Here is a 24,940-nt window from a genome sequence, read left to right on the forward strand (position 1 = left end):
CTTTCCCGTATTGAGGAAAGCCTTTCTTATATCTTTTTATACAGTACTTTATGAAGGCCAATCGGTTCAATTTCAAAGATTTCACCATGCTCCTGAAAGTCTAATCGCTTGTAATAGTCAGTTACAGTAATACGGCCATTACACCATAGGATGTTTGCTTTCCGTTCTTTTAAAATTTGTTCTGCCTTCTGAATTAAGGAGCTTCCAGCTCTTTTGTTCCGAAAGTTAGGTAATGTTGCCATTCCTCGTAGTCTATAATGGATACCTTTTTGCAAATCAGGATATATTTCTTTTGAGAAGGAAGCGATGCTAATCAACTCATCGTTTATAAAGGCACCTAAGTGGAATGTGTCTTTTTCGTAATCAGAAGAGTATTTACAGTCTGCTAGGGACTGATTGGGACGCAACACCGCTTGGCGTAATAAGTGTGTCTCGGATGCATCAATATACTGCACAGTAATCATGTTATCATCCTTTCTTATAAACCTTTTTCTATAAGTTGTATAAAGAAGTATGCAGGTGCAGCGAGAAGGCCGAGTATACTAGCGGTTCCGAGAAGGAGTGAAAGAAAAAGGAATGAGTATTTAACTCCATTTGATTTTTTCCAACCATAGCTGCAAATTTCAATGCTAACACCGATGAGAATAATGGCGACGAGTACTTCCGCTAATAATAAGAGAGCTAAAGTTACAATAGACATAATGTAATCCATCCTCATAATATGTGATAGTAACATTTTACCATATGAAATTAAAAAAATGCCCCTCAATTATGTGAGGGGCATTTTTTTACTCTAATATGTTTTTTAGTGTATCGATATGCTCTTTTGAACCTGTTACAAGTAATGTATCGCCGTGTTGTAGTCTTGTATCACCATGTGGTATTAATGCTTTATTACCGCGGTAGATTTGAATGACAAGTACATCACCTAAAAACGGAAGGCGGCGAAGCGCAATGCCGTTATATTTATTGCTGCGTAGTTCAACTTCGCGTACTGTTTCGTTTGCTGTTGTAATTAAGCGAACGAGACTAGGTTTATCAATAAGTGCACGTAATAAAATACGTGTAGAGTTAATTGTTGAGAATACAGCGATATGTTCTTGCGTTGCTTTTTCTTGTAGAAGTGGATCTTCTACACTTGCAATAACATGTTCAACACCTAGCTCTTTTGCATGTTCTGCTAATAATAAGTTTTGTTCATCATCGCTTGTTGCAACAACGACGCGATCTGCATCAAATGCTGTTTGTTCAGTTAATGATGCGATTGTGATGTCATCTAATTTCACGATAGGGAAGTCATGCGATTTCGCTTCCTCATCATTTATTTTGTTTTGACGCATCATATATAGTGTTACGTCATAATCTTCTCGTTTTAAATCTAGTGATAACGGAAGGGTAATTCTGCTCGCGCCAATAATAGCTACTTTTGGTTTTGGTGTTTCTACTTTTGGGAACATTTTTTTAAACAATATAGGTGCAAAAATACAAGTAATAACTGCGCTTAAAATAAGAGAGGCAGATAAACTTGGACTGATGATCCCTAGTTTTTCACCAATTTGTGCAGCCGCGATAACTAAAGAAAGTGTCGATGTTAATAAGATTGCACTTCCAAGTACGATATTACGTGGATACCATTTTCGTAAGACGAGTGATGGTAAGAGTTTTGAAATAAAGAGTCCTACAATTAAGATTGGGATCATTAGCATGCTAGAAGGCTCTTTAAAAATAGACCATACCTCTAGATTTACACCAACCATTACGAAGAAAATAGGGATGAAGAAACCATAGCCGATGGAATCAAGTTTTTCCACCATATCTTCATCGGGTGATAATAACGATACAAGTACACCTGCTAAGAAGGCACCTAAAATATTTTCTGCTCCAACAGATTCCGATAACCCAACTAAGATTAAAATGAGTGCAAAAACAGCCCGTGTATCAATTTGTACACTACCAGCTTTTAAACTATCTAAGTATGGAATGTTTTTAAAGCGTTTTGCAATAAAGTAAATGACAATACCGGCACCGAATAGAAGAAGTAAGAGCCACATACTTTGGCCGCTTTCGGAATTTAATCCGACGAAAACAGCGAGTAAAATCATTGTAACTAAGTCTGCAATAACAGCAACTAATAAAATGATTTGTCCGATTGCAGTTTTTCCTAGGTTGTTCTCTTTTAGTGTTGGTACAACAACACCTAAAGAAATAGTTGAAATAATTAAAGTCATGAACATTGCATTATCTACAAATCCTAGCCATACGAATAGTAATGATAGGGCATAAGATAAGATGAAAATAAATAAGAAGATAATGCTTGCTGCTTGAAATGTATTTGGTTCGTTTGTCGTATTTTTTTTCCCTTTTTGTTTAAAGATAGAAAAATCAATTTCTAAACCGCTTAAGAACATGAGGAAGATAAATCCTAATGTTGATAAAACTTGAAGCCACATATCTGGCTCAATAATATTAAACCCACTTTTACCTACAAAGATTCCTGCAATAATTTCTGCAACGACAACAGGAAGTGCTTTTAATTTAAAGCGTTGTAACAAAAGGGGAACGAAAAACGCGATTGCAACGACAACCATAAGTGATAGAACAGAAGTATGATGTTCCATTGCGTTCTCTCCCTTCAAATAAATATAGTACCTATTTAGCCATATAATAGGTAGAAAAGCAACGCATATGGATTCGATTTCATAAAGAAAGACTTTTCTTAACATTTGTCATAATAAGTATATTCTTCATGATTCTGCTGTTAATTCCGTAAAGTGGATGTAATGGGGGAGGAGAATAAAAAAGACTGCTGAGATTCCTCAGCAGTCTTTTTCATGTACATTACATTGAGAAGAAGATCCATACAGTTAAACCAACTGTTGCAGTTGCAACGAAGAAACTGTATATCATTGTAAGAATTTGAACTCTTCCTTCTCCTTCTTTTAAATGCATGAACATAATTAATTGTAACAATGCTTGCGCAACAGCCATTATGATAATAGTTGTTAAGACTGTTGAAAGTGGCAATGTTGTGTAAAGTGCCACGTATAACGCTAGAAACGTTAATGCAAGCGATAAAATAAATCCGAAAACGTGTGACCAAGGGAATCCGCTATGCGCATGCCCGTTTGCTTGATTGTTGTTTTGAGCCATCTACGCCACCATCCCGTTCAAGTAAACTAGTGTGTAAATAAAGACCCAAACAAGGTCAAGGAAATGCCAGTATAAGCTGATAATGAATACTTTACGAGCTGTAACTGGTGTTAAACCTCGTTTTAAAATTTGGATAATAACACAAATTGCCCAAATGATACCGCCTGTTACGTGGGCTCCATGCGTTCCAAGAAGAACGAAGAATGCAGATAGGAAAGCACTTGTTTGAATTGTTGCGCCTTCACCGATGTACATAATGAACTCTTCGATTTCAAAGAATAGGAAACCTGCACCTAAAAGTAATGTAAGGACGAACCATCCAAGCATTGCTTTTTGGTTGTGCTTACGCATTTCGTGAATTACGATACCACATGTGAAACTACTTGTTAAAAGTAGTAATGTTTGAATTAAAAGCGTTTTAAGTTCAAACAGTTGCGCTGGTGTTGGGCCATCTGCCGTACGACCAGCAAGGACTAGATAAGAGGCGAAAAGTGTTGCGAACAGCATAATTTCAGCCCCAAGAAAAATCCAGAATCCTAGGATATTCAATCTGCTTTGTTCGGATTGATATTCCAAAGGTAAGCTTTTATCTAAAGCCGCCATGTCATTTCACCTCTCATGCTATATGTTCTGTTTCTTTAATTTCATCAACGCTTACGTAGTAGCCATCATCATAATCGAATGAACGATAGATTAAGCAAGCTAAAATACCAACGCCGCCGATTGCTGCAAGCCAGAACCAGCTAAATACTAATGCGAAACCTGCAAGACCGAAGAATAAAGACGCAATAATAGGCACACCAGAGTTACTTGGCATGTGAATTGGTTTGATATCTTCTGCTGCTGGTGTAACTGTTTCTCCGCGTTTTTTCATGTACCAGAAAGCATCAGCTTCTTTGATTTCAGGAAGTTTCGCGAAGTTGTAATGTTGTACAGGAGATTGAGTTGCCCATTCAAGTGTACGGCCATCCCATGGATCTCCAGTTGTGTCACGTTCACCGTGACGTGCACTCCAAATTACGTTGTAGCAAAGAAGTAGGAAGCCAATACCCATCATTACCGCACCAACAGATGCGATTTGGTTTAGCCATCCCCATCCAAGACTTTCAGAGTAAGTGTACATACGACGAGTCATACCGTCTAAACCTAAGAAGTACATTGGGAAGAAACAGATGTTGAATCCGCTCATAAAGATCCAGAATGTCCATTTACCTAGGCGTTCATTTAACATATGACCAGTCATTTTTGGATACCAGAATGTGAATCCAGCAAGCATAGCGAATACTGTACCTGCGATTAATACGTAGTGGAAGTGAGCGATTAGGAAGTAGCTGTTATGGTATTGATAATCAGCTGCTGCCATTCCAAGCATAACCCCTGTAACCCCACCGACTACGAAGTTTGGAATAAATGCCAATGACCAAAGCATTGGAACTGTAAAACGGATACGTCCTTTATACAGTGTAAACAACCAGTTAAAGATCTTAACACCGGTTGGAATCGAAATCGCCATTGTCGAAATCGAGAAGAATGAGTTAACCGCTGGACCTGCACCCATCGTGAAGAAGTGGTGAAGCCATACGACGAAACTTAGTAAAGAAATTGCAACCATTGAGTATACCATCGCACTGTAACCGAATAGACGCTTACGTGAGAATGTACTAATGATTTCAGAGAAAATACCGAATGCCGGTAAAATAACGATATATACTTCAGGGTGACCCCATACCCAGAACAGGTTGGCCCATAACATCGGCATACCGCCGCTCGCCATCGTAAAGAAGTGAGCATCGAATAGACGGTCAAATGTCATTAATGCAAGAGCAACTGTTAATACTGGGAAAGCGAAAATAATGATAATTGTTGTAATTAAGATTGACCAAGTAAACATTGGCATTCTCATTAAAGTCATACCAGGTGTACGCATTTTTAAGATAGTAACAAGGAAGTTAATACCGGTCATTAGCGTACCGAGACCTGAAATCTGTAATGCAATTGCGTAGTAGTTATTTCCTACGCCTGAAGTAAACTCTGTACCTGCCATTGGGAAGTAAGAAGTCCACCCAGCGTCTGGAGAACCACCGATTACGAAAGCGATGTTGAATAACATTGCTCCGACAAAGAATAACCAGAAACTTAAAGCATTTAAGAACGGATATGCAACATCACGAGCACCAATTTGTAATGGTACTACAAGGTTCATTAATCCCATAACGAATGGCATTGCCATGAAAAGAATCATTACTGTACCATGCGTTGTAAAGATTCCGTTATAGTGTTCAGCGTTTAAATAAGTTGTTTCTGGGAATGTTAACTGTGCACGGATCATTAAACCATCCATACCACCACGGAATAACATGATAACCGCAGAAATAATATACATGGCTCCGATTTTTTTATGGTCAACAGTTGTTAACCATTCGTCCCAAAGCCATTTCCATTTTTTATACTTTGTTAGTACGAAAATGATTGCTAATGTCACAAGAACGATAGAAGCGTCTGCACCGTAAATAATCGGGTCACCTGTGACAAAGAATTCATCAAGCTTCACTGTGTTCACTCCAATCTGTTGGAATAATAGCTATTATTTTTTGTTTTTGTAGTAGTTGTAATCACAATATTCAAGTGATTTTGGATCTACATAACTTAAGTGGTGACTAGAGAATGTCATACGACCAACTACACCAGGTTTAACAATTTCGTTGTACTTAGCTTCTGTTAGTTTAGGAGCAGTTTCTTGTACTTCTTTAACCCACTTGTCATATTTCTCTTTAGTTTTCGCTTCAACTTCGAACTCCATGTGTGTGAATCCTTCACCAGAGAAGTTCGCACTACGGCCTAGGTAAGAACCTGGCTTATCAGCTTGTAAATAAAGATCCATAATCATGCCATCCATTGTGTACTTCATACCACCAAGTTCTGGTACCCAGAAAGCATTCATTGGGCCGACAGAAGTCAGTTTGAATTGAATTGGTACACCAGCTGGGATGTTTAAATAGTTAACGGTTTCAATTTTTTCCTCTGGGTAACTGAATAACCATTTCCAGTTTGCAGATGTAACATAAATTTCAACTGGTTTAATATGTTTGGACTCTTTCGGAACCTCTTCCGAAGCATAAGTTGCTTTTACTGTTGGAATCGATAATGCGATAACGATAATAACAGGAACAAGCGTCCAAATAATTTCTAGTAATGTGTTACCGTGTTGTTCAGGTGGCTCATAGTCCATATTCTCTGGTTTTTCACGATAACGAATCAAGATGACTGTAAACAGAATGAATACAATTGCGATAATTAATGACATAAGCAAGAATGACCAAACAATTAAATCATACTGTGCTTTTGCAACAGGTCCTTGCGGATTTAATACTGCGAGTTTTTTATCACAGCCACCGAGGAACAGAAGTAATGATAACGGAAGAAGCGAAGCCAACTTCCAAAACGCTTTCTTTAGTTGCACGATTGAAAATCTCCTTTCTCCTTGGATTGAAACTATGCCAATAAAACAATATAAACCTATTAATTTATAGAAGGCAATAGTTTTTGATATATTGTTAAAAAATAGACACAAATGCACACTTTTTAAGGTGAATATCATTTGTAACTTGATTACATTGTAAACTATTTTCCAGAGAAAAACGTGATTGTGAAAATTTTAAGATAAATAAAGTTATACCAGGATATCCAAGAAATAGAAAAAAGCTATCTTATCATAAGAAAGATAGCTGAATATTTTGTATATTTAGTTTATTTCTTGTGTGATAGTTCGTGGCTGTTCAAGTGTGACAACTTTTTTATATTTAACTTGGTATAAAATGTAACAAATAATCATAAATGGAATGCCACAATAAAGAGCAATTCTTTGATCTGGAATGAAAGCCAAACTAATAAATGTAATGAAATTGAGCGAGAACGCTACGATTGGAACTAGCGGATAGAGCGGTGTACGATATTTTAAATCATTTATGTCGCCACCATTTTTCACGAAATTTCTACGGAAGAAAAACTGTGAAGCGGCGATTGACATCCACACGACAACAGCAGCCATTGCTGCAATAGAGGTTAAAACTAGAAAGACAGTATCTGCCGCAAATACACTTGTTAATAAAGAAAGGCTAGCGAAAATTAGGCTGAAAATTAGTGCATTTAGCGGTACACCTTTTTTAGTTAATTTCGTAAATGCTGGACTTGCCATTCCTTGTTTTGCCATCGCCCAAAGCATACGAGAATTTGCGTATAGACCAGAGTTAGCAACGGATAATACAGCTGTAATAATAACGAAGTTCATAATGTCTGCTGCATATGGGACACCGGCTACATCAAAAACAAGTACAAAGGGACTTTCGACTAGATTAGCCTCTTGCCATGGGAGTAAACCTACAACAACTGATATAGCTAAGACGAAGAAGAAGAGAGTTCGCCAAATTGTGTTTTTGATTGCTTTTGGAATTGTTTTTTCAGGGTTTTCACTTTCTCCTGAAGCGATTCCGATTAATTCTGTTCCTTGGAAGGAGTAATTTACTGTAATCATCGTAAGAAGAACAGCTAATGCGCCGTTTGGAAATAGCCCGCCATTTTCAGTGAAATTATGAAGCATTGGAGCTGGCTTTCCATTAAAGTCTAGTAGACCGAACATAACAGCGCCACCAAGTACGATAAAAATAACAATTGTCGCGACTTTTACACTTGCGAACCAAAACTCTGCTTCTGCATATGCTTTTGCTGATAAAGCGTTTACGAGGAAGAGTGCTGCTGCAAATGTAACGCACCAAATCCATGAAGAAACGTCTGGAAACCAGCGTTTCATTAAAATACTTACAGTTGTTAACTCTACTCCCACCGTAACAGCCCAATTTAGCCAATACATCCAACCGACAACAAATCCAAAACCAGGTGAAATAAATTTGCTTGCATAGCTTTGGAATGAACCTGCTTCTGGCATAGCAACGGATAATTCACCAAGACATAACATCGTTAAATACATAACAAATCCACCGACTAAAAATGCAAGAATAGCACCACCAGGTCCGGCATTATGGACGATTTGACCAGATCCCATAAATAGACCGGTTCCGATAACGCCGCCGAGTGCAATCATAAATAGGTGTCTACTTTTCATTGTTCGTTTTAAATCTGTTTGTTCAATTTGTTGATTCATATGCCCCTCACCCCGTATTTTCTTGAATGTGTGAACTTCGTTTTATTCTGAGTTTTTAATCATTAGTGGGGGATGCAAAACACACTCGGTTTATTTGCTATGAAATGAATGGAGTATGTAAAAAAACGAACTATGATTAAATACTCTAAGAATGTTTGTTAACATGGTGATATCTTCACTATGTTAACAATTTTGATTTTAGCAAAATATTCTGGAAATGTATATTTATTTTTCTTTTTATTAAAAATAATTAGAATTTTTATAATTAATTCTATGAGCGATAATTCACATGATCTTTCTAGCAAACTAGTAAGAAGAAGGGTACAATGATAAGAGTTGTGTCTGTAAAATAATAATTAATGGAGTTTTGTTTATAATGAAAAAGTTAAAATATCTTTTTGTTTTTGGGATTATACTTGCTGCTGCATTTTTTATAGGAAAAGATAAAATCATGCAAAAGGCGCAAGTTCTACGCTTAGAGTTTCTATCTGAAATGAAAGAAGCAGCTATGATTGAAGATGTTCCGTTTATTAAACAATTACCAGAATTACCTCGAGGATGTGAAGTGACAAGTTTAGCTATGTTGCTGCAATATAAAGGTGTACAAGTAGATAAGATGCAACTTGCTAGCGAAATTCATCGCGTTCCATTTGAACAAAATGGCGTACGGGGAAATCCTTACGAAGGGTTTGTTGGAAATATTTACACAAAGGCAGAGCCTGGATATGGTGTATATAATCAACCGATTTTTAATTTAGCAGAAAAATATGTTCCTGAAAAAGTAATTAATTTAACAGGTAGAGACATGCAAGATATATATAAAGTAATTAGTTCTGGTTCACCGGTATGGGTCATTATTAATACGACGTTTAAGCCGCTAGCTGAAAGTAGTTTTGAAACATGGAATACGAGTTCGGGCGAAGTGAAAATTACATATTATGAGCATAGTGCAGTAGTAATTGGATATGATCAAAACTTTGTATATGTAAATGATCCTCTTAAAAATAATCCGCGTTTGGCTGTTCCACGAGCAGAATTTGAGAAAGCTTGGGAGCAAATGGGAAAACAAGCAATTACTATTTTATAATAATGAAAAAGTCATCTTTTGGATGGCTTTTTCTTTTTAGTTTATCATAACTGAAAATTCAGAAGATTCTTTTAAAAGTTAGCAATTCACGTTATAATAACATTTAACTTGGTGAAGAAGGAGTGAAGGGGTATGGATGTTGCAAAGGAACTTGTTTTGTCAAAAAATCAGTTAGTTGAGTGGAGAAGGCATTTTCATAAGTATCCAGAGTTATCTTTTCAAGAAGAAAAAACATCGCAGTTTGTGTTCGATATACTTCGGAAATTCCCATATTTAGAAGTGTCACGGCCGACTGAATATAGTGTGATGGCAAAGTTAGTAGGTAAACATCCGGGCAAAACAGTTGCGGTTCGAGCCGATATGGATGCTCTTCCTATTCATGAAGAAAATGAGTTTGATTTTATTTCTACATATAAAGGTGTAATGCATGCATGTGGTCATGATGGACATATAGCGATATTACTTGGGGTTGTACATAAGTTAGTAGAAGAAAGAGAGAAGATTAAAGGGGAGATTCGTTTTCTATTCCAACATGCTGAAGAAAATTTTCCTGGTGGTGCAGAGGAGATGGTTGCTGCAGGTGTAATGGAAGGTGTGGATTATATTATTGGTGCTCACCTTTGGGCGTCGTTAGAGGTTGGGAAAATAGGTGTTATTTATGGTCCTGCAATGGCTGCACCGGATGTTTTTAAAATTAAGATAGAGGGAAAAGGTGGACATGCTGGAATCCCTCATGAAACGGTGGATAGTATCGCAATCGGAACACAAGTCGTTTCGCAACTTCAGCAAATTGTATCTCGCCTCACGAATCCATTAGATTCGCTCGTAATATCTGTTACGCAATTTCATGCGGGGACAACTCATAATGTAATACCAGAGCAAGCCGAGATTGAAGGGACAGTGAGAAGTTTAAGACATGAATTACGAGGTGAAACAGAGAAGAAGATTGAGCGGATTGTGAAGTATATTACGGAATCTTACGGAGCGAAATATACATTTTCATATGAATATGGATATCGACCAGTTGTAAATGACTATGAAGCTACAGAGCTTATTGAACAAACGGCATTACAACTTTATGGAAGGGATAGAGTTGTTCGTTTACAGCCAACGATGGCTGGAGAAGATTTTTCAGCGTTTTTACAAAAGGCACCGGGGACATTCTTTTTTATCGGAGCAGGAAATAAAGAGAAAGGTATTATATATCCTCACCATCACCCTCGTTTTACGATTGACGAAGATGCATTACCGATTGGAGTGGAAGTCTTTGTATCAGCCATTATGAACTTTATAAGTAAAGGAGAATGAGATGAAGAAAATACACATCCTAGCGCTTATTCCAGTTCTTTGTTTAGTAGTTGGGCCAATATTTGCGAATTCAGTTACTCCTTACGTATTAGGGATGCCCTTTTTATTATTTTGGGTATTATTATCAGTGTTTATTACTTCTCTTTGTATGGGGCTTGTGTACGTGTTTGATCCTGCTAATAAGGAGGATGTAAAATGACTGCATTACTTATCATTATTTTATTTTTGTTTCTCGCACTATTTTTAGGGATTCGGGCACAACATGGAAAAGATATGAATTTAGAACAATGGTCAGTTGGAGGAAGAGGGTTTGGCACTATTTTTGTTTTTCTCCTTATGGCAGGTGAAATTTATACGACGTTTACATTTTTAGGAGGAAGCGGCTGGGCATATAGTAAAGGCGCACCTACCTTTTATATTTTAGGCTATGGTGCTTTAGCTTATCTTTTATCGTATTTTTTATTGCCACCGATTTGGAAGTATGCAAAAGAGCATAACCTTGTTTCGCAGTCGGATTTTTTTGCGAAGAAATACAGAAGTAAGGCGCTTGGACTTATTGTTTCAATTGTTGGTGTTGTTTCCATCATCCCATATCTTGTTTTACAGTTAAAGGGACTGGGAATTATCGTTTCAGAAGCGTCTTACGGAAGGGTATCACCTGTTGTTGCAGTTTGGATTGGTGCTATTGTTATAACTATATATGTAATGGTTTCAGGTATACACGGTTCAGCTTGGACGGCTGCTTTGAAGGATATTATGATACTGTTTATCGTTATGTTTTTAGGTATATATTTACCGTATCATTATTATGGAGGATTTCAGCCGATGTTTGAAGCTGTAGAAGCAGCGAAACCAGGATTTTTATCTTTACCTGAAGAAGGAATGAGTATTTCTTGGTTTGTTTCTACTATTATATTAACGGCCCTCGGTTTCTATATGTGGCCTCATACATTTGCTTCTGCTTTTTCTGCAAAAAATGAAAAAGTATTTCGTAAAAATGCAGCAATTATGCCATTGTATTCTTTAGTGTTACTTTTCGTATTTTTCGCAGGGTTTGCTGCTATATTGCAAGTTCCTGGGTTAAAGGGAGCAGATGTAGATCTTTCGTTAGTCCGTCTTGCTTTACAAACTTTTGATCCTTGGTTTATTGGGATTATTGGTAGTGCGGGAGTATTAACGGCATTGGTTCCAGGCTCTATGCTTGTTATGGCGGCTTCTACACTGTTAGCAAAAAATATTTATCGAACGATTGTTCCATCTGCTTCAGATAGACAAGTTGCTAAGATGGCAAAATTATTTGTGCCTGTAGTAACGCTCGTGGCAGTTTTATTTACATTTAAAGGAGGGGAAACAATAGGCGCGCTTCTCTTAATGGGGTACAGTATCGTTACGCAACTTTTCCCTGCACTTGTATGTAGCGTGTTTCCACGCCAAATTGTTACGAAGCAAGGAGCGATTGCAGGAATGGGAGTTGGGCTGTTAGTGGTCGCATATATTACCTTATCTGGCTCAACTATAGCTACGATGTTTCCGAGTTTTCCGCAGTATATAAAAGATTTGAATGTGGGCATAGTCGCATTGTTAATTAATATGATTGTGATGTTTGTAGTTAGTGGATTTACAAAAGGTGTATTTATAAAGAAAAACACTACAATAGTAGAAAAGTAATTCGTTTATTGGAGCTATCTTTGCAAAGAGATAGCTCTTTTTTGTATATATTTTCTTCTATTAGCGGAATCTAACTAAAAACTTGTTGAAAAGGAAGTTAGGTGGGGAAATTGTTAGAGCTTGAAGGTAACTTATTTGAAGTTATGAAAGAAATTAGGGATGAGTTAGGTTCACCTAATGATTTAACAATTAGAGAAGTTGCTCTTGCTGGGAGTTTTACACGTTGTGCGGTTGTGTTTTTATGTGGATTAACAGATAAGGATAATGTTTATAAATATGTCATTCGCACACTGCAATACGAAGAAATTCAAAATGAGGAAGCTGTTGTTCAAACGTTATTGGATCGTTTTATTTCTATCGCAGAAGTGGGTGTAAAGACGAAGTTTCCAGATATTATGAATGCGATTTTAGCGGGAGATACAGTTATATTAATTGATAATATTCAAACTGCTATCGTTATTAATAGTAGGGCTTGGGAGAAGAGAAGTTTAGAGCCACCAGTGACAGAAGATTTAATACGCGGACCGAGAGTTGGATTAAATGAAGATATTAATGTGAATAAAATGTTAATCCGACGCAGTTTACGCGATCCAAAGTTGAGGTTCCAATCTTATATTATGGGGAAGCGATCGCAGAAAGAAGTAACCCTAGTATATATAGAAGATATTATAAATCCTCACATTGTAAAAGAGTTAGATCGCCGTCTTCAATCAATAGTGACAGATGTCGTTTTGGAAACAGGTACGATTGAACAATTAATTCAGGATAATAATTTATCCCCATTTCCACAATTTTTGAATACGGAGAGGCCTGATAATATTATAGCCTCATTAGCGAAAGGGAAGGCGGCCATTTTAGTAGATGGATCCCCGTTTGCTCTTATCGCGCCACTCGTATTTGTTGATATTTTTCAATCTGTAGAAGATCATTACGAGCGCTGGGTGATTGGAACGTTATTAAGATTTTTACGTATGGGATCAGGTATAATTGCGGTTTTGTTACCAGCTATGTATGTAGCGCTTGTATCTTACCATCAAGGACTTATTCCTTCTAAACTGGCTTATTCAATTGCGGGTGCGAGGGAAGGTGTTCCGTTTCCAGCATATATTGAAACGTTAATGATGGCCTTGACTATGGAATTAATACGAGAAGCTGGAATCCGATTGCCGAAACCGATGGGACAAACGATAGGGATTGTAGGAGGTCTTGTAATTGGAGAAGCTGCGGTAAATGCAGGGATTGTAAATCCGTTTTTAGTTATTATTATTGCGGTTACTGCGATTGCTACGTTTTCGCTTCCTGTATATAGTATTACGATTACGTTCCGAATTTTACTTTTCGTCTTTGTATTAGCTGCAACGGCTTTTGGGTTGTATGGGATCATTCTAGCTCTGATTGCACTTGCTATTCATATTACAAATTTAACAAGTGTTGGTATACCGTATACAACCCCAATTGCTCCTGCATTTTATAAAGATTGGAAAGAAGAATTTATTCGCATGCCAAAATCGATGTTGAAAGATAGACCAGAGTACTTACAAACAAAAGATTCTACAATACGTCCAAAGGAGCGAAAATAAGTGAAACCATTTGAGTATGGCGATGAAGAGATTGGATCTCGGGAAATTGGGTTTGCGGTATCATCGACCATTATTGGTATAGGGGCATTGTCTATGCCAAGAGATATCGCTAACCAAACTTTATTTTCGGACGGTTGGATTATCTTGCTTTTGGGTGGATTGATCTGCGCAGTTTTAGGTTGGTTTGTGACGAGAGTAGCTATCTTATTTCCGAAACAAAATTTTGTTCAATATACGAGTGCGCATTTGACGAAGCCTGTTGCATACACAATTAGTAGTATTTTAGTATTAACGTTTGCTGCTTTGACAGCATATGAATCGCGAATGATTTCAGTTATTTCTCAAACGTATTTATTTAGTGATACACCGATACAACTACTGTCTTTCTTCTTCTTATTAGTTGTTATTTATGGAATAGCAGGATCACGAGCAGCCTTATTAAGGTTAAATGTTTTATTCTTACCTATTGTTTTAATTGCAATAGTACTTCTTTCTTTATTGAATATAAATTTAATGGAAATAAATAATTTACTACCAGCTTTTCAAACGAAAGTAAGTCAATATGCTGTTGGAGTTAAAAATTCTATTTTTACGTTTATTGGATTTGAAGTAGCTTTATTTTATGCGGTGTTGCTAAATGATAAGACAGCGAAAAAAGCGCCAATGGCAGTCGCGAAAGCGGTGATGGTAAACGTGCTGTCATACATTTTAATTTATGTAACTTGTATTAGCGTTTTTACTTATATGACAACACGTGGATTGACATATCCAACAATTGAATTAGGGAAAGAAATTGAAATTGGGGGAGGATTTTTAGAAAGGTTTGATGCGATTTTTTTTACGACTTGGATTATTACAATTTATAACACTACAGCAATGTATTATGACGTCGCATCTTTATTGTTTTGTGCTATGTTTCCGAAAGTGAAGAAACATATTTTTATTTTCGTAAGTGCCCCTATTATTTTTATGGTGAATATGATACCTAGTAGTTTGAATACTTTATCAAGTTATGGGACTTATTTAGCTTGGATAGATATGGGGTTTGTTGTGTTAGCTCCTTTGCTCGTTTTAATTATATATAAAATAAAAAGAAGGAATGGTGGCAATGAAACGCCTTCTTAAAATTATAATGGTTATGGCTTTAACTGGATTTATGAGTGGGTGTTCTGAGTTAGAAGAGATAGAAGAAAGAGGATTTGTAGTAGGAGCGGCTTACGATATCGTGAAGGAGAAGAAAGCGAATCCAATTATGAAAGGGACCTATCAGATGGTACTCCCTAGTAAATTGTCTCAACAGGGCGGACAAGGGGGTGGGGATAGCGAAAATTATATTAACGTAAGTGCAAAAGCAGATAGTGTATTTGAACAAATAAGAATAATCGCAAAAAAAATTAGTCGTACATTATTTTTCCCTCATATACAGGTGATTATTTTCTCTGAAGAATTACTTTCACATCCATACATTTTACAAAATACGTTAGATGTATATATTCGCGATCATGAGATGAGAAGAAATATTCGTTTGTTCGTTTCTAATAAAAATGCCGAAGCTATTTTAAAACAAAGTGCCAAGCCTGAAAATTTACCGGCGCAGTATATTGATATGTTAGCTGAACACCCTCCGAAAAATGCCCAAATGATTGAGGCTGCAAGAATTGGTGAGGTGCAGGAAAAGATGATCTCTAACCGAAGTTTTGTATTGCCTATTCTGGAACTAACAAAGCAAGGAGTACAAATGAACGGTGCAGCATTGTTTCGTGGAAAGGATAATAAGTGTGTAGGCAATTTGAGTGGGGAAGAAACATTAGGGATGAATTATATAATAGGTAAAAAAATTGGAGGCTTTTTTACCATCCGTAAAAAGAATCAACTTATTACATATGAAATTCATAAGTTACGTCGAAAAATTAAAGTATCCACAACGAATGCTACAAAACCGAAATTTAATATTCATTTATTTCTGGAAGGTACAATAGCTGAGTTGCACTTTAGTGATCATAAAAAGGTTTTGAATGAAAAGCGTTTAGAGAAGGATATATCGGAAGAAATGGAGGAGCGTATTCAAAAATCGATTAAGCTTGTTCAAAAAAAATATAAGGTAGATGTATTAGAGTTAGGGGAAGTGTATAAGAGACATAATTATAAAGAATGGACAAAAATAAGTAAGAATTGGGATCAAGGCGAAAATTACTTTAGTAATGCTGAAATTACTGTTCACGTTCATCCAACAATTGAACATTCAGGTTCAGCTTTACCGAAAAGAGTGAAATAAGGTGATGAAAGTTGTTTACTGGATTAGGAATTAGTTGCACGATATTAATGGCGGTGCTGCCGGGGGCTATTTATTTCATTCATAAAAAACTCACAACGTATGGAGCGCAGCCGTGGAATACTGATGTACAAAAAAAGAAACCTGAATGATTTTCAGGTTTCTTTCGGGCAAAGCATATGTGAAGGGGGATGCCTTCTATGTATGCTTTGTTTTATACAAGCCCTAACCAATGTACCAATTGTGTAGAGAGGAATGTAACAACAATGGCGATAACGGTAGGGATTGCAAACGATAAGAATGTCCATTTTGCACTTTTTGTTTCTTTGTATATGTTAACCAGTGTTGTTCCACACGGGAAATGAAGAAGTGAGAACAACATTGTGTTTAACGCTGTTAACCAAGTCCAACCATTTTCAAGGAATAGATTTTTAATTTGATTAAAATCATCTATTTCAGTTAAAGCCCCAGTTGATAAGTAAGACATTAATAAAATTGGGATTACAATTTCATTAGCGGGTAGTCCAAGAATGAATGCAGCTAGAATAAACCCGTCAAGTCCTAACATTTTAGCAAATGGATCTAGGAAATTTACAAAATACATAAGTAAGCTTGTGTCACCGATAAAAATATTAGCAAGTAACCAAGTTAATGCAGCTGCAGGGGCAGCAACAACTATAGCTCGTTTTAAAACGTAGATTGATTTATCGAGTGTTGCGCGAACAATTGTATTCCAAACTTTTGGCTTGCGGTACGGAGGTAACTCCAGTGTGTAGTGAGTTGGAACCCCTTTTAAGGCTGTTTTTGATAGTACCCAAGAAACAGTTAATGTCATAATAACACCAATTACAACCATTCCAACTACAACGCCAGCAGTAACCAATGTTTGCATACTGCCTGTATAACCAGCAGCCATAAATAGTGAAGCCATTAAAATTAACATAGGCCAGCGACCGTTACAAGGGACGAAGTTGTTCGTTAAAATTGCTAGCATACGTTCACGTGGTGATTCAATGATACGTGTTGACATAATGGCTGCTGCATTACAACCAAATCCCATTGCCATTGTTAAAGATTGTTTCCCGTGTGCGCCGGATCGTTTGAATAAGCGGTCCATATTAAACGCGACACGTGGTAAGTATCCGTAGTTTTCTAATAGCGCGAACATAGGGAAAAAGATTGCCATAGGTGGTAACATAACGCTAATAACAGCACCGATACCACGGAACAAACCAAGTATTAAAATGCCATGTAACCATTCAGGTGCATGCGCTGCTTGGAACCAAGATGTTAAATATCCTTCGGCCCATCCGAAGAATTCGGCAATCATATCAGATGGTACGTTAGCGCCTGCAATTGTAAGATAAAAAATAATAGATAAAATACCGAGCATAATTGGGAATCCCCAGATTGGAGATGTGAAAATTTTATCTAGTTTTTCGGAACGATATAATTTATCAGTATTTGTATATTGGACAGATTCTTTACATATGCTTGCAGATGTTCGGTAAATATCTCCGACTATATCATCTCGTATATCTTCTTTTGAAAGTGTTTGTGCATGTTGAATAATATAGTCTAATGGAAGAGCTTTACTGGCTGAGTGAGATTCCATTAATTACGACCTCCCTTACAAGTGGTTCATTATGGTGTTTTTGAAGTGTAGTTAAGAAATTTTTATCTCCATCTAATATACGTAACGCAATCCAACGTGCTGGATACGTATCACCGAACACTTTATAAATTTGTGGTTCTAATTCCTGAATCATATTTTCGATTTTTTCGCTGTAAGTAATTTTAATTGGTGTTGGAATTAGTTTTTTATTTGCTACTTTTGCAATAACATTTAGCAAATGACCAATACCTACTCGGTTACGTGCTGAAATTTTAACGACAGGTACACCAAGTGATTTTGCTAATTTCTTTTCATCGATAACAATCCCTTTTTTCTCGGCTTCATCAATTAAGTTAATGCAAATGACTACATTATTTGTCATCTCCATCACCTGGAGTGCTAAATTTAAATTTCTTTCCATAGCAGTTGCGTCTATGACAACTACAGTTACTTCTGGTTTTTCGAATATAATATAATCCCTCGCTACTTCTTCGTCTGCGGAATTTGAGTATAGTGAGTAAGTTCCAGGTAAATCTATTAATGTATAATTACTTCCGTTATGTTCATATTCTCCTTCAGCTTTTAAAACAGTTTTTCCCGTCCAGTTTCCAGTATGTTGTTTTAAACCTGTTAAAGTATTAAATAATGTACTTTTCCCGGTATTCGGGTTACCAGCTAAAGCAATACGATGTTTGCTCATCTGAAATCATCTCCTATTAATACCCCGAAAATAAGGGAGCTTTCTTCTTTGCGCAGTGCAATAGTTGTGTTGCTCACTTGATAAGCGACCGGATCTCCAAGTGGACTGCGTTGCAATACTTTAATCGTTGCCCCTGGGATAAATCCCAAATCTAATAAACGTCGTTTCATAGTTCCTTCTAATTGTATCTTCTCAATTTGTACAAACTCCCCTGTTTTAAACTCGGAAAGGGGTTTAGTATTAGCCGATACCATAAAAGTTACCTCTTCTCTATATTTTTAGTGTTAGTTTAAAAAGTTTCCTTAGGTAAACTTTTTGTTAGTAATATAGTAGACTACATTGGATGATGCTGTCAATTAGTACTTTAAAAATATTCATTTAATTTTAGAATTGTTCCAATTTATTTAGTTGTACTAAAAAATATTACTGAAATTCTTTTTAATGTGCATAAATTAGGCGTGAAAAAGTTACAAAATACAGCGGAATTGTAAATGTAACTTTAACTAAAAGGGAAAAAGAGAGAAAAACATTTACATTGAATTTACATTGTTAAGAATAAATTTACATTACAGCATAGTTAGTGTGGTTTTTGTTTGCTTCTTTAACTACAAATGTTGGGATTCCTAGCTTTTGAGGATGATTATCGTCATTTACTTAAAATTAAAAATTGCTTAACACTCACATAATATTGTTGTCCTACAATGAATTTGTGTTCGAAAGAAAATGAATTCGAAAAGTGATAATCCAAATGGGGGTACAAGACATGGTTATGAAAAAAGGTATTAAATTTTCTTTAGCAGCTTTAGTGGTAGCAGGAGCATTAGTTGGGTGTGGGAAAGCAGAAGATACAACTAGTAAAGAAACTGCTAAAGGAAGCGATAATACAAAACAAGAATTATCAGGTACGATTGCAGCAGCTGGTTCTACAGCTCTTCTACCTCTTGCGGAGGAAGCTGGAAAGAAATTCATGGAGAAAAATTCAAAAGTTTCTATTCAAGTTCAAGGTGGCGGTAGTGGAACTGGGATTAACCAAGTAGCATCTGGTGCAGTACAAATTGGTAATTCAGATGTTCCGTCTGGAGATAAAATAAAAGATGCTGAAAAGGCGAAAGAATTAGTAGATAACAAGGTAGCGGGTATTGCATTCGCTCTTGTCGTAAATAAAGATGTAAAAGTTGATAACTTAACAGTGCAACAAGTACAAGATATCTTCACTGGAAAAGTAACAAACTGGAAAGAAGTAGGCGGAAAAGATGAAAAAATCAACGTAATTAATCGTCCGGCTTCATCTGGTACACGTGCTACATTTGAAAAAACGATTATGAAAGACGCGAAAATTAATGATGGAACTGGTACAACACAAGATTCTAACGGTGCAGTAGAGCAAGCTATCAATTCTACTCCAGGTTCAGTAAGCTATTTAGCGATGTCTTACATGGTTGGAGATAAAAAAGGTGCACTACAAACAGTGAAAATTGATGGTGCTGAACCGAAAGTTGAAAACATTGCGTCTGGTAAATATCCATTCTGGTCTTACGAGTATATGGTAACAAAAGGTGAAGCGAAAGAAGCAACAAAAGCTTACATCGATTATGTAAAAGGTAAAGACTTTGAAAAGCAAGTAGAAGATATGGGCTACATTCCAATGTCTAAATTAAATAAGTAATAAAGTTTTATGGGGCTGGCTGCAAGGCCAGTCCTGTTCATTTCAATCTGTGAAGTGGGGTCTGTCCTGTGATGAAGGGGAAAAAACAAATTAATTACGTGAAAAGTGAATATATAGGAAGATCACTTGTTACGTTTTGTGGTATTTTTATTGTTTTAATTACATTAGCTATTATTGCGTTTATTTGTGGTAAAGGTATTCAATCTTTTACACAAAGTGGTATCTCATTTACTGAGATGTTAACATCGACAAAATGGAATCCAAATGCTGATCAAGGATCCTTCGGGGCTTTAATTTTCATTGTAGGTTCAACGGTGGTTTCGTTAGGTGCGGTTATTATTAGTGCACCAATTGCTATAGCTCTTGCTATATTCATGAATTTAATTTCGCCAAAGTTTGGAAATAAAGTATTGAAGCCTGTTCTAGAATTGTTAGTTGGTATTCCTTCGGTTGTATACGGATTATTAGGGGTTACGATTTTAGTACCACTATTACGTGATTCGTTTGGGGGAGTGGGCTTTAGTTTAATTGCGGGTATTGTTGTATTAAGTATTATGATCTTACCTACTATTGCTAGTATCGCTTCTGATGCAATACGTTCTGTTCCATTTGATTATTTAGAAGCTTCTTATGGTCTAGGATCAACAAAATGGCAAGCGATTAGCCGAGTGATTGTTCCTGCTGCGAAAAAAGGGATTTTAACAGGTGTTGTTTTAGGCTTAGCGCGTGCTTTCGGTGAAGCGTTAGCGGTTCAGATGGTAATCGGGAATACGATTAAATTACCAGAAGGAATATATAGTCCGACAGCGACGTTAACTGGTATTTTAACAATGGACATGACGAATACATTGAACGGAACTGCTTGGAACAATGCGCTATGGACTTTAGCGATGATTTTACTTGTTATTTCATTCCTGTTTATTTTAGTAATTCGAGCGATTGGGCAAAGAGGTGAGCGATAATAATGAATGCAAGAACGGTAAATAAAGTTTGGACGGGTATCTTTTATGCGGTTGCGGCTTTAGTTGTAGCTTTGCTAGTGTTCTTAGTATTTGAGATTTTACAAAAGGGATGGGGATTTTGGGATCCTAATTTCTTGTTTGGAGAACCAAGCAATACAAGAGCTGGTGGTGGAATTGGTCCGCAGTTATTCAATTCCTTCTACATGCTTGTTATAACGCTTATTATATCTATTCCTCTTGGATTAGGTGCTGGAATATATTTAGCGGAGTACGCAAAACAAGGACGTTTTTTAAATTTTGTTCGTCTATGTATAGAGACGATGGCGTCTTTACCTTCTATTGTTGTTGGTTTATTTGGTTTGTTAGTGTTCGTTACAATGACAGGTTGGGGATACACAGTAATGGGTGGTGCTCTTGCTTTAACTATTTTAAATTTACCAGGTTTAACGCGTGTTTGTGAAAATGCGATTTCAGAAGTTCCTCATAATGTAAAAGAGGCAAGTCTTGGATTAGGTGCAACGAAGTGGCAAACAATCGCTCGTATTATTATCCCATCGTCATTACCACAAATTATTACAGGGATTATTTTAGCGGCGGGTCGTATATTTGGGGAAGCGGCAGCATTAATTTACACAGCGGGTTTAACATCCCCGATTTTAAATTCAGCAGCGGATTTCTCAAGTCCTGCGCATCCTTTAAATCCGTTTAGACCAGCTGAAACATTAGCGGTTCACATTTGGAAATTAAATTCTGAAGGAGTTATTCCAGATGCGAAGTTGATTGCGACAAAATCTGCAGCTGTATTAATTATTATGGTATTACTATTCAATGTTATTTCACGCTTGATAGCATCTATATTACACAAGCGCTTTACAGGAACGAAAAGAAAAAGTAAAGCAACGAAAAAGGTAAAAGCGGCATAAATTATAAAGAAGAACTCTCTATTTATAAGTAGGGGGTTCTTTTGTATTTTAATATAGAAGGAATGGATGTAATGGTTGTTGAATTTGTGATTAATTATAAAGAAGAACAGATGTAATTTAGAGAGGAGTTTTAATTTGTTTTTTCTGCAAATGTCAGGTTTTCCTGGGTCAGGAAAATCGACAGTTTCTAAGTATATAGCGAAATTAACAGGTGCTGTAATTATAGATCATGATGTTTTGAAATCCGCGTTGTTAAAATCATTAAAAGTAAAAGGAATTGAACCAACGATTGTTGGTGGGCTTGCGTATGATGCCGAATGGGTATTGATTGATTCTTATTTAGAACAAGGGCATAGTGTTATATTGGATAGTCCGTGTTTATATGAGGTAATGGTTGAAAAAGGAAATAAATTATCAACTAAACATGGTGTGAAATATAAATATATTGAGTGTTATCTTAATGATATGGAAGAGATTAATAGGAGACTGCAAACACGTAAGCGTATGATCAGTCAAATTGAAAAGGTGGAGTCGGAAGTAGGTTTTGAAAAGTGGTTAAATGGTAGTCAAAGACCTTTAAATAATGAATACCTTATTGTGGATTCTAGTAAACCTATAGAGCAATATATGGAAAAAATGATGGATTATATGACTAAGTAGAGAAAAGACGTTATCTTCATTTGTGAAGATAACGTCTTTTGTTTTTAAATATCAGGTGTTTCTGTAGAAGTGCTTATTTTCCTACGGGAGCGTCTTTTTCTCCCGATTTTATCTAATAATTCATACATAACTGGAACGACTACTAATGTAAGAATAGTTGAGACTGCCAAACCACCGATAACAACGACGGCTAAACTTTTTGATACCATACTTCCTGCTTGGGATTGGCCAAATAGGAGTGGGAGCATAGCAACGATTGTTGTTATAGCTGTCATAATAATTGGGCGTAGTCTAGTAGAGCCTGCTTCAAGTAAGGCTTCTCTTGTTTCCATTCCGTGTTCCCGATTTTGTTGGACTCTTTCTATTAATACAATAGCATTTGTAACGACAATTCCGATTAACATTAATGCGCCGATCAAGGAATTTACATCAACAGGTGTTCGTGAAATGATTAATCCTAAAATACCACCGACAGCAGCTAACGGCAAGGAGAATAGGATTGCAAAAGGAGCGCGTGCTTGCCCGAAGGTGATAACCATAATTAAATATACAATCCCGATTGCAATCCCCATAATTTTGAATAAATCTGTAAAATTCTCTTGCATAGATTCAGTAGCTCCTGCGATATTTACTTTTGAACCGCTAGGTAAATCTAAGTCAGTTATCGCTTTATTTACTGCTGTGTTTACTTTACTCAAATCTTCATTTGAAGCTTCGGCGGCAATTTGAATTGTTTCTTTTCCGTCTTTATGGAAAATTTCTGTTTGCGTTTGTTTTTCTGAAATAGTTGCGATGTCTTTTAAAGGAATTGGTCCATTAGTAGGTGATAGTATGTTTGTATTTAAAATATCTTCTTGTTTACTAATGTTTTCCTTTTTATGTTCTATCATAATAGTAGTTTTTTCATTATTAATTGTAATTTCGCCAATAGGTGACTTCTTAATAAGGAATGCTACTTGTTGCGCAGTTATTTCTGGTGTTAAACCTAGTTGTTCAGCCTTTGTTTGATCAATATGAATTTGCCATTCTTTCTTAGAGTCTTCTAAATTCGTTTTTACTTTAGAAAGATCATCCATGCTTTTTAGTTTTGTTTCGACGATAGTAGCCGCCTCTTTTAAATCCGCTTCGTTAGTAGCTGTTACGTTAAATTGTAAGTTGTTGCCGCCGCCAGAGCTTGAATAACTTGTTTTTATATAATCAAGTTCAGCAGGCTCAAAAGTTTTATTTTCCTTTTTTAACTCTTTAATATATTGATCAATATCAGAACCTTTTTTAAAGACTACAAATATACTAGCAAGGTTATTTTTAGTTGTTTGCCCCCATTGTGCATCTTCTGCGCTAGATCCCATTCGTAAAATAACGTCTGTTACATCTGAATTAGAAAGTAATTTCTTTTCGAAATCGAATGCTTTTTGTTTTTGAGCTTCAGCATTATAATCGGCTGGAAATGTCATGTTAATAGATAACATTGTGTCGTCCTCAGATTTTATGTTTGCTTTCGGTAGTAATATATAGGCTGCAATTGATCCTGCAAATAATAAAAATGCAGTAAGTAGAATAATGAATTTATGAGAAAGAGACCACTTTAACGTAGTGACATATCGTGATGAAGAACTTGGCTTTAGATGCTTTGTTTTTTTGAGTAGTAAAAAAGCCATAAGTGGAACGACTGTGAGTGCAACGATTAAGGATGATAGAATAGAATATACAACTGCTAATACCATAGGTAACATTAATTTTCCGATTGCTCCTGATACGAGGCCGATAGGTAAAAAAACAGCGACCGTTGTTAAAGTGGAAGAAGTAATTGCGACGGCAACTTCTTTCGTTGCATCAAGAATAATATTTTTAGAGAAAGAATCTTTTTGTAAACGACGGAAAATATTCTCGATGACAACGATACTATCATCGACGAGACGTCCAACCGCAACAGCTAAACCACCAAGGGTTAAAATGTTAAGTGTGATGTTAGATTGATGTAGTAAAAAGAGTGTTAATAAAATAGATAATGGAATACTGACAACAGCGATGAGTGTTGTTCGGAAGTTACGTAAAAAGATTAAGATAATTAGAGTTGCAGCGATTGCTCCAAGTATTACTTCTTTTCCCATGCTAGTAACAGCATTTTCAACTTGTTCATGGGTTGAGGCCAAAAGTTTAATGGAAAACTGATCTTTATATTCCTTATTTA

General features: G+C 36.3%; 24 protein-coding genes (1 of these 24 cut by a window edge). 12 read left to right on the plus strand and 12 right to left on the minus strand.

Annotated features, from left to right (window positions below):
* Window positions 1-26: 26 nt before the first annotated feature.
* From AC3EMB_RS03680 to AC3EMB_RS03715, 8 genes are all read right to left on the minus strand, one after another.
* Window positions 27-464, minus strand: coding sequence for a GNAT family N-acetyltransferase (locus AC3EMB_RS03680; RefSeq protein ID WP_000633846.1), 438 nt, complete (start codon window positions 462-464; stop codon window positions 27-29).
* A gap of 14 nt (window positions 465-478) precedes the next feature.
* The gene (locus AC3EMB_RS03685) at window positions 479-736 is read right to left on the minus strand and encodes a DUF4022 family protein (RefSeq protein WP_071714271.1); all 258 of its coding nucleotides are present in this window, start codon (window positions 734-736) and stop codon (window positions 479-481) included.
* A 52-nt stretch (window positions 737-788) separates the two neighbouring features.
* A complete protein-coding gene (locus AC3EMB_RS03690) occupies window positions 789-2,618 on the minus strand; it encodes a monovalent cation:proton antiporter family protein (RefSeq protein WP_064532083.1) in 1,830 nt (609 codons plus the stop codon).
* 220 nt (window positions 2,619-2,838) lie between these two features.
* Window positions 2,839-3,150, minus strand: a complete 312-nt coding sequence (gene qoxD / locus AC3EMB_RS03695) for a cytochrome aa3 quinol oxidase subunit IV (protein ID WP_000068425.1) — start codon at window positions 3,148-3,150, stop codon at window positions 2,839-2,841.
* On the minus strand, window positions 3,151-3,753 hold the full coding sequence (gene qoxC, locus AC3EMB_RS03700; protein WP_000729316.1) for a cytochrome aa3 quinol oxidase subunit III: 603 nt from the start codon (window positions 3,751-3,753) through the stop codon (window positions 3,151-3,153).
* A gap of 13 nt (window positions 3,754-3,766) precedes the next feature.
* Complete coding sequence (qoxB, locus tag AC3EMB_RS03705) at window positions 3,767-5,701, minus strand: cytochrome aa3 quinol oxidase subunit I (RefSeq protein WP_000762374.1); 1,935 nt, start codon at window positions 5,699-5,701, stop codon at window positions 3,767-3,769.
* A 33-nt stretch (window positions 5,702-5,734) separates the two neighbouring features.
* Window positions 5,735-6,610, minus strand: a complete 876-nt coding sequence (locus tag AC3EMB_RS03710) for a cytochrome aa3 quinol oxidase subunit II (protein WP_001176165.1) — start codon at window positions 6,608-6,610, stop codon at window positions 5,735-5,737.
* A 282-nt stretch (window positions 6,611-6,892) separates the two neighbouring features.
* A complete protein-coding gene (locus tag AC3EMB_RS03715; RefSeq protein ID WP_488517473.1) occupies window positions 6,893-8,308 on the minus strand; it encodes an amino acid permease in 1,416 nt (471 codons plus the stop codon).
* 376 nt (window positions 8,309-8,684) lie between these two features.
* On the opposite strand from AC3EMB_RS03715, the gene AC3EMB_RS03720 reads away from it, so the two are divergent.
* The 8 genes from AC3EMB_RS03720 (at window position 8,685) to AC3EMB_RS03755 (ending at window position 16,375) form a co-directional block, all read left to right on the plus strand.
* Window positions 8,685-9,395 carry a C39 family peptidase gene (locus AC3EMB_RS03720; protein ID WP_000734491.1) on the plus strand — a complete coding sequence of 237 codons (711 nt, stop codon included), beginning with the start codon at window positions 8,685-8,687 and terminating at the stop codon, window positions 9,393-9,395.
* A gap of 132 nt (window positions 9,396-9,527) precedes the next feature.
* Window positions 9,528-10,703, plus strand: a complete 1,176-nt coding sequence (locus AC3EMB_RS03725; protein WP_366986958.1) for an amidohydrolase — start codon at window positions 9,528-9,530, stop codon at window positions 10,701-10,703.
* 1 nt (window position 10,704) lies between these two features.
* Window positions 10,705-10,902 (plus strand): DUF3311 domain-containing protein, encoded by a 198-nt coding sequence (locus AC3EMB_RS03730; protein WP_000719836.1) that lies wholly within the window; start codon window positions 10,705-10,707, stop codon window positions 10,900-10,902.
* Window positions 10,899-12,371, plus strand: a complete 1,473-nt coding sequence (locus tag AC3EMB_RS03735; RefSeq protein WP_098235128.1) for a sodium:solute symporter family protein — start codon at window positions 10,899-10,901, stop codon at window positions 12,369-12,371. Before AC3EMB_RS03730 ends, AC3EMB_RS03735 begins: the two co-directional genes overlap by 4 nt.
* 101 nt (window positions 12,372-12,472) lie before the next feature.
* Complete coding sequence (gene gerLA, locus AC3EMB_RS03740; RefSeq protein ID WP_103574563.1) at window positions 12,473-13,951, plus strand: spore germination protein GerLA; 1,479 nt, start codon at window positions 12,473-12,475, stop codon at window positions 13,949-13,951.
* Complete coding sequence (gene gerLB, locus AC3EMB_RS03745; protein ID WP_000802006.1) at window positions 13,952-15,076, plus strand: spore germination protein GerLB; 1,125 nt, start codon at window positions 13,952-13,954, stop codon at window positions 15,074-15,076.
* Entirely contained in the window at window positions 15,060-16,226 is a 1,167-nt protein-coding gene (gene gerLC / locus AC3EMB_RS03750; RefSeq protein WP_144465663.1) for a spore germination protein GerLC, read from the plus strand. The genes gerLB and gerLC overlap by 17 nt, the downstream gene beginning before the upstream one ends.
* An 11-nt stretch (window positions 16,227-16,237) precedes the next feature.
* On the plus strand, window positions 16,238-16,375 hold the full coding sequence (locus AC3EMB_RS03755; protein WP_000493991.1) for a hypothetical protein: 138 nt from the start codon (window positions 16,238-16,240) through the stop codon (window positions 16,373-16,375).
* A gap of 62 nt (window positions 16,376-16,437) precedes the next feature.
* On the opposite strand, the gene AC3EMB_RS03760 is transcribed toward AC3EMB_RS03755, so the two are convergent.
* The 3 genes from AC3EMB_RS03760 to AC3EMB_RS03770 are packed head-to-tail and all read right to left on the minus strand — an operon-like array spanning window position 16,438 to window position 18,792.
* Window positions 16,438-17,838, minus strand: coding sequence for a nucleoside recognition domain-containing protein (locus AC3EMB_RS03760; protein WP_000443602.1), 1,401 nt, complete (start codon window positions 17,836-17,838; stop codon window positions 16,438-16,440).
* Window positions 17,816-18,538, minus strand: a complete 723-nt coding sequence (locus tag AC3EMB_RS03765) for a FeoB small GTPase domain-containing protein (RefSeq protein WP_000033865.1) — start codon at window positions 18,536-18,538, stop codon at window positions 17,816-17,818. Before AC3EMB_RS03765 ends, AC3EMB_RS03760 begins: the two co-directional genes overlap by 23 nt.
* Window positions 18,535-18,792, minus strand: a complete 258-nt coding sequence (locus AC3EMB_RS03770; protein ID WP_000252989.1) for a FeoA family protein — start codon at window positions 18,790-18,792, stop codon at window positions 18,535-18,537. The genes AC3EMB_RS03765 and AC3EMB_RS03770 overlap by 4 nt, the downstream gene beginning before the upstream one ends.
* 509 nt (window positions 18,793-19,301) lie before the next feature.
* Here AC3EMB_RS03770 and AC3EMB_RS03775 point away from each other — a divergent pair.
* The 4 genes from AC3EMB_RS03775 (at window position 19,302) to AC3EMB_RS03790 (ending at window position 22,749) form a co-directional block, all read left to right on the plus strand.
* Window positions 19,302-20,204 carry a phosphate ABC transporter substrate-binding protein PstS family protein gene (locus AC3EMB_RS03775; RefSeq protein ID WP_000245112.1) on the plus strand — a complete coding sequence of 301 codons (903 nt, stop codon included), beginning with the start codon at window positions 19,302-19,304 and terminating at the stop codon, window positions 20,202-20,204.
* A gap of 71 nt (window positions 20,205-20,275) precedes the next feature.
* The gene (pstC, locus tag AC3EMB_RS03780) at window positions 20,276-21,166 is read left to right on the plus strand and encodes a phosphate ABC transporter permease subunit PstC (RefSeq protein WP_000676676.1); all 891 of its coding nucleotides are present in this window, start codon (window positions 20,276-20,278) and stop codon (window positions 21,164-21,166) included.
* Window positions 21,167-21,168: 2 nt separating this feature from the next.
* Window positions 21,169-22,089, plus strand: a complete 921-nt coding sequence (gene pstA / locus AC3EMB_RS03785) for a phosphate ABC transporter permease PstA (protein WP_000994139.1) — start codon at window positions 21,169-21,171, stop codon at window positions 22,087-22,089.
* 135 nt (window positions 22,090-22,224) lie between these two features.
* A complete protein-coding gene (locus tag AC3EMB_RS03790) occupies window positions 22,225-22,749 on the plus strand; it encodes a P-loop nucleotide/nucleoside kinase family protein (protein WP_366986953.1) in 525 nt (174 codons plus the stop codon).
* A 44-nt stretch (window positions 22,750-22,793) separates the two neighbouring features.
* Here the strand turns inward: AC3EMB_RS03790 and AC3EMB_RS03795 are convergent, their stop codons facing one another.
* Window positions 22,794-24,940, minus strand: partial view of an efflux RND transporter permease subunit gene (locus AC3EMB_RS03795; RefSeq protein ID WP_454501005.1) — the 3' portion only. 898 nt of this gene lie beyond the right edge of the window; only the last 2,147 of its 3,045 coding nucleotides appear in the window; its start codon lies off the right edge, out of view — the gene reads right to left on this strand; the stop codon is at window positions 22,794-22,796.

This window comes from Bacillus sp. LQ16 (assembly GCF_057784645.1).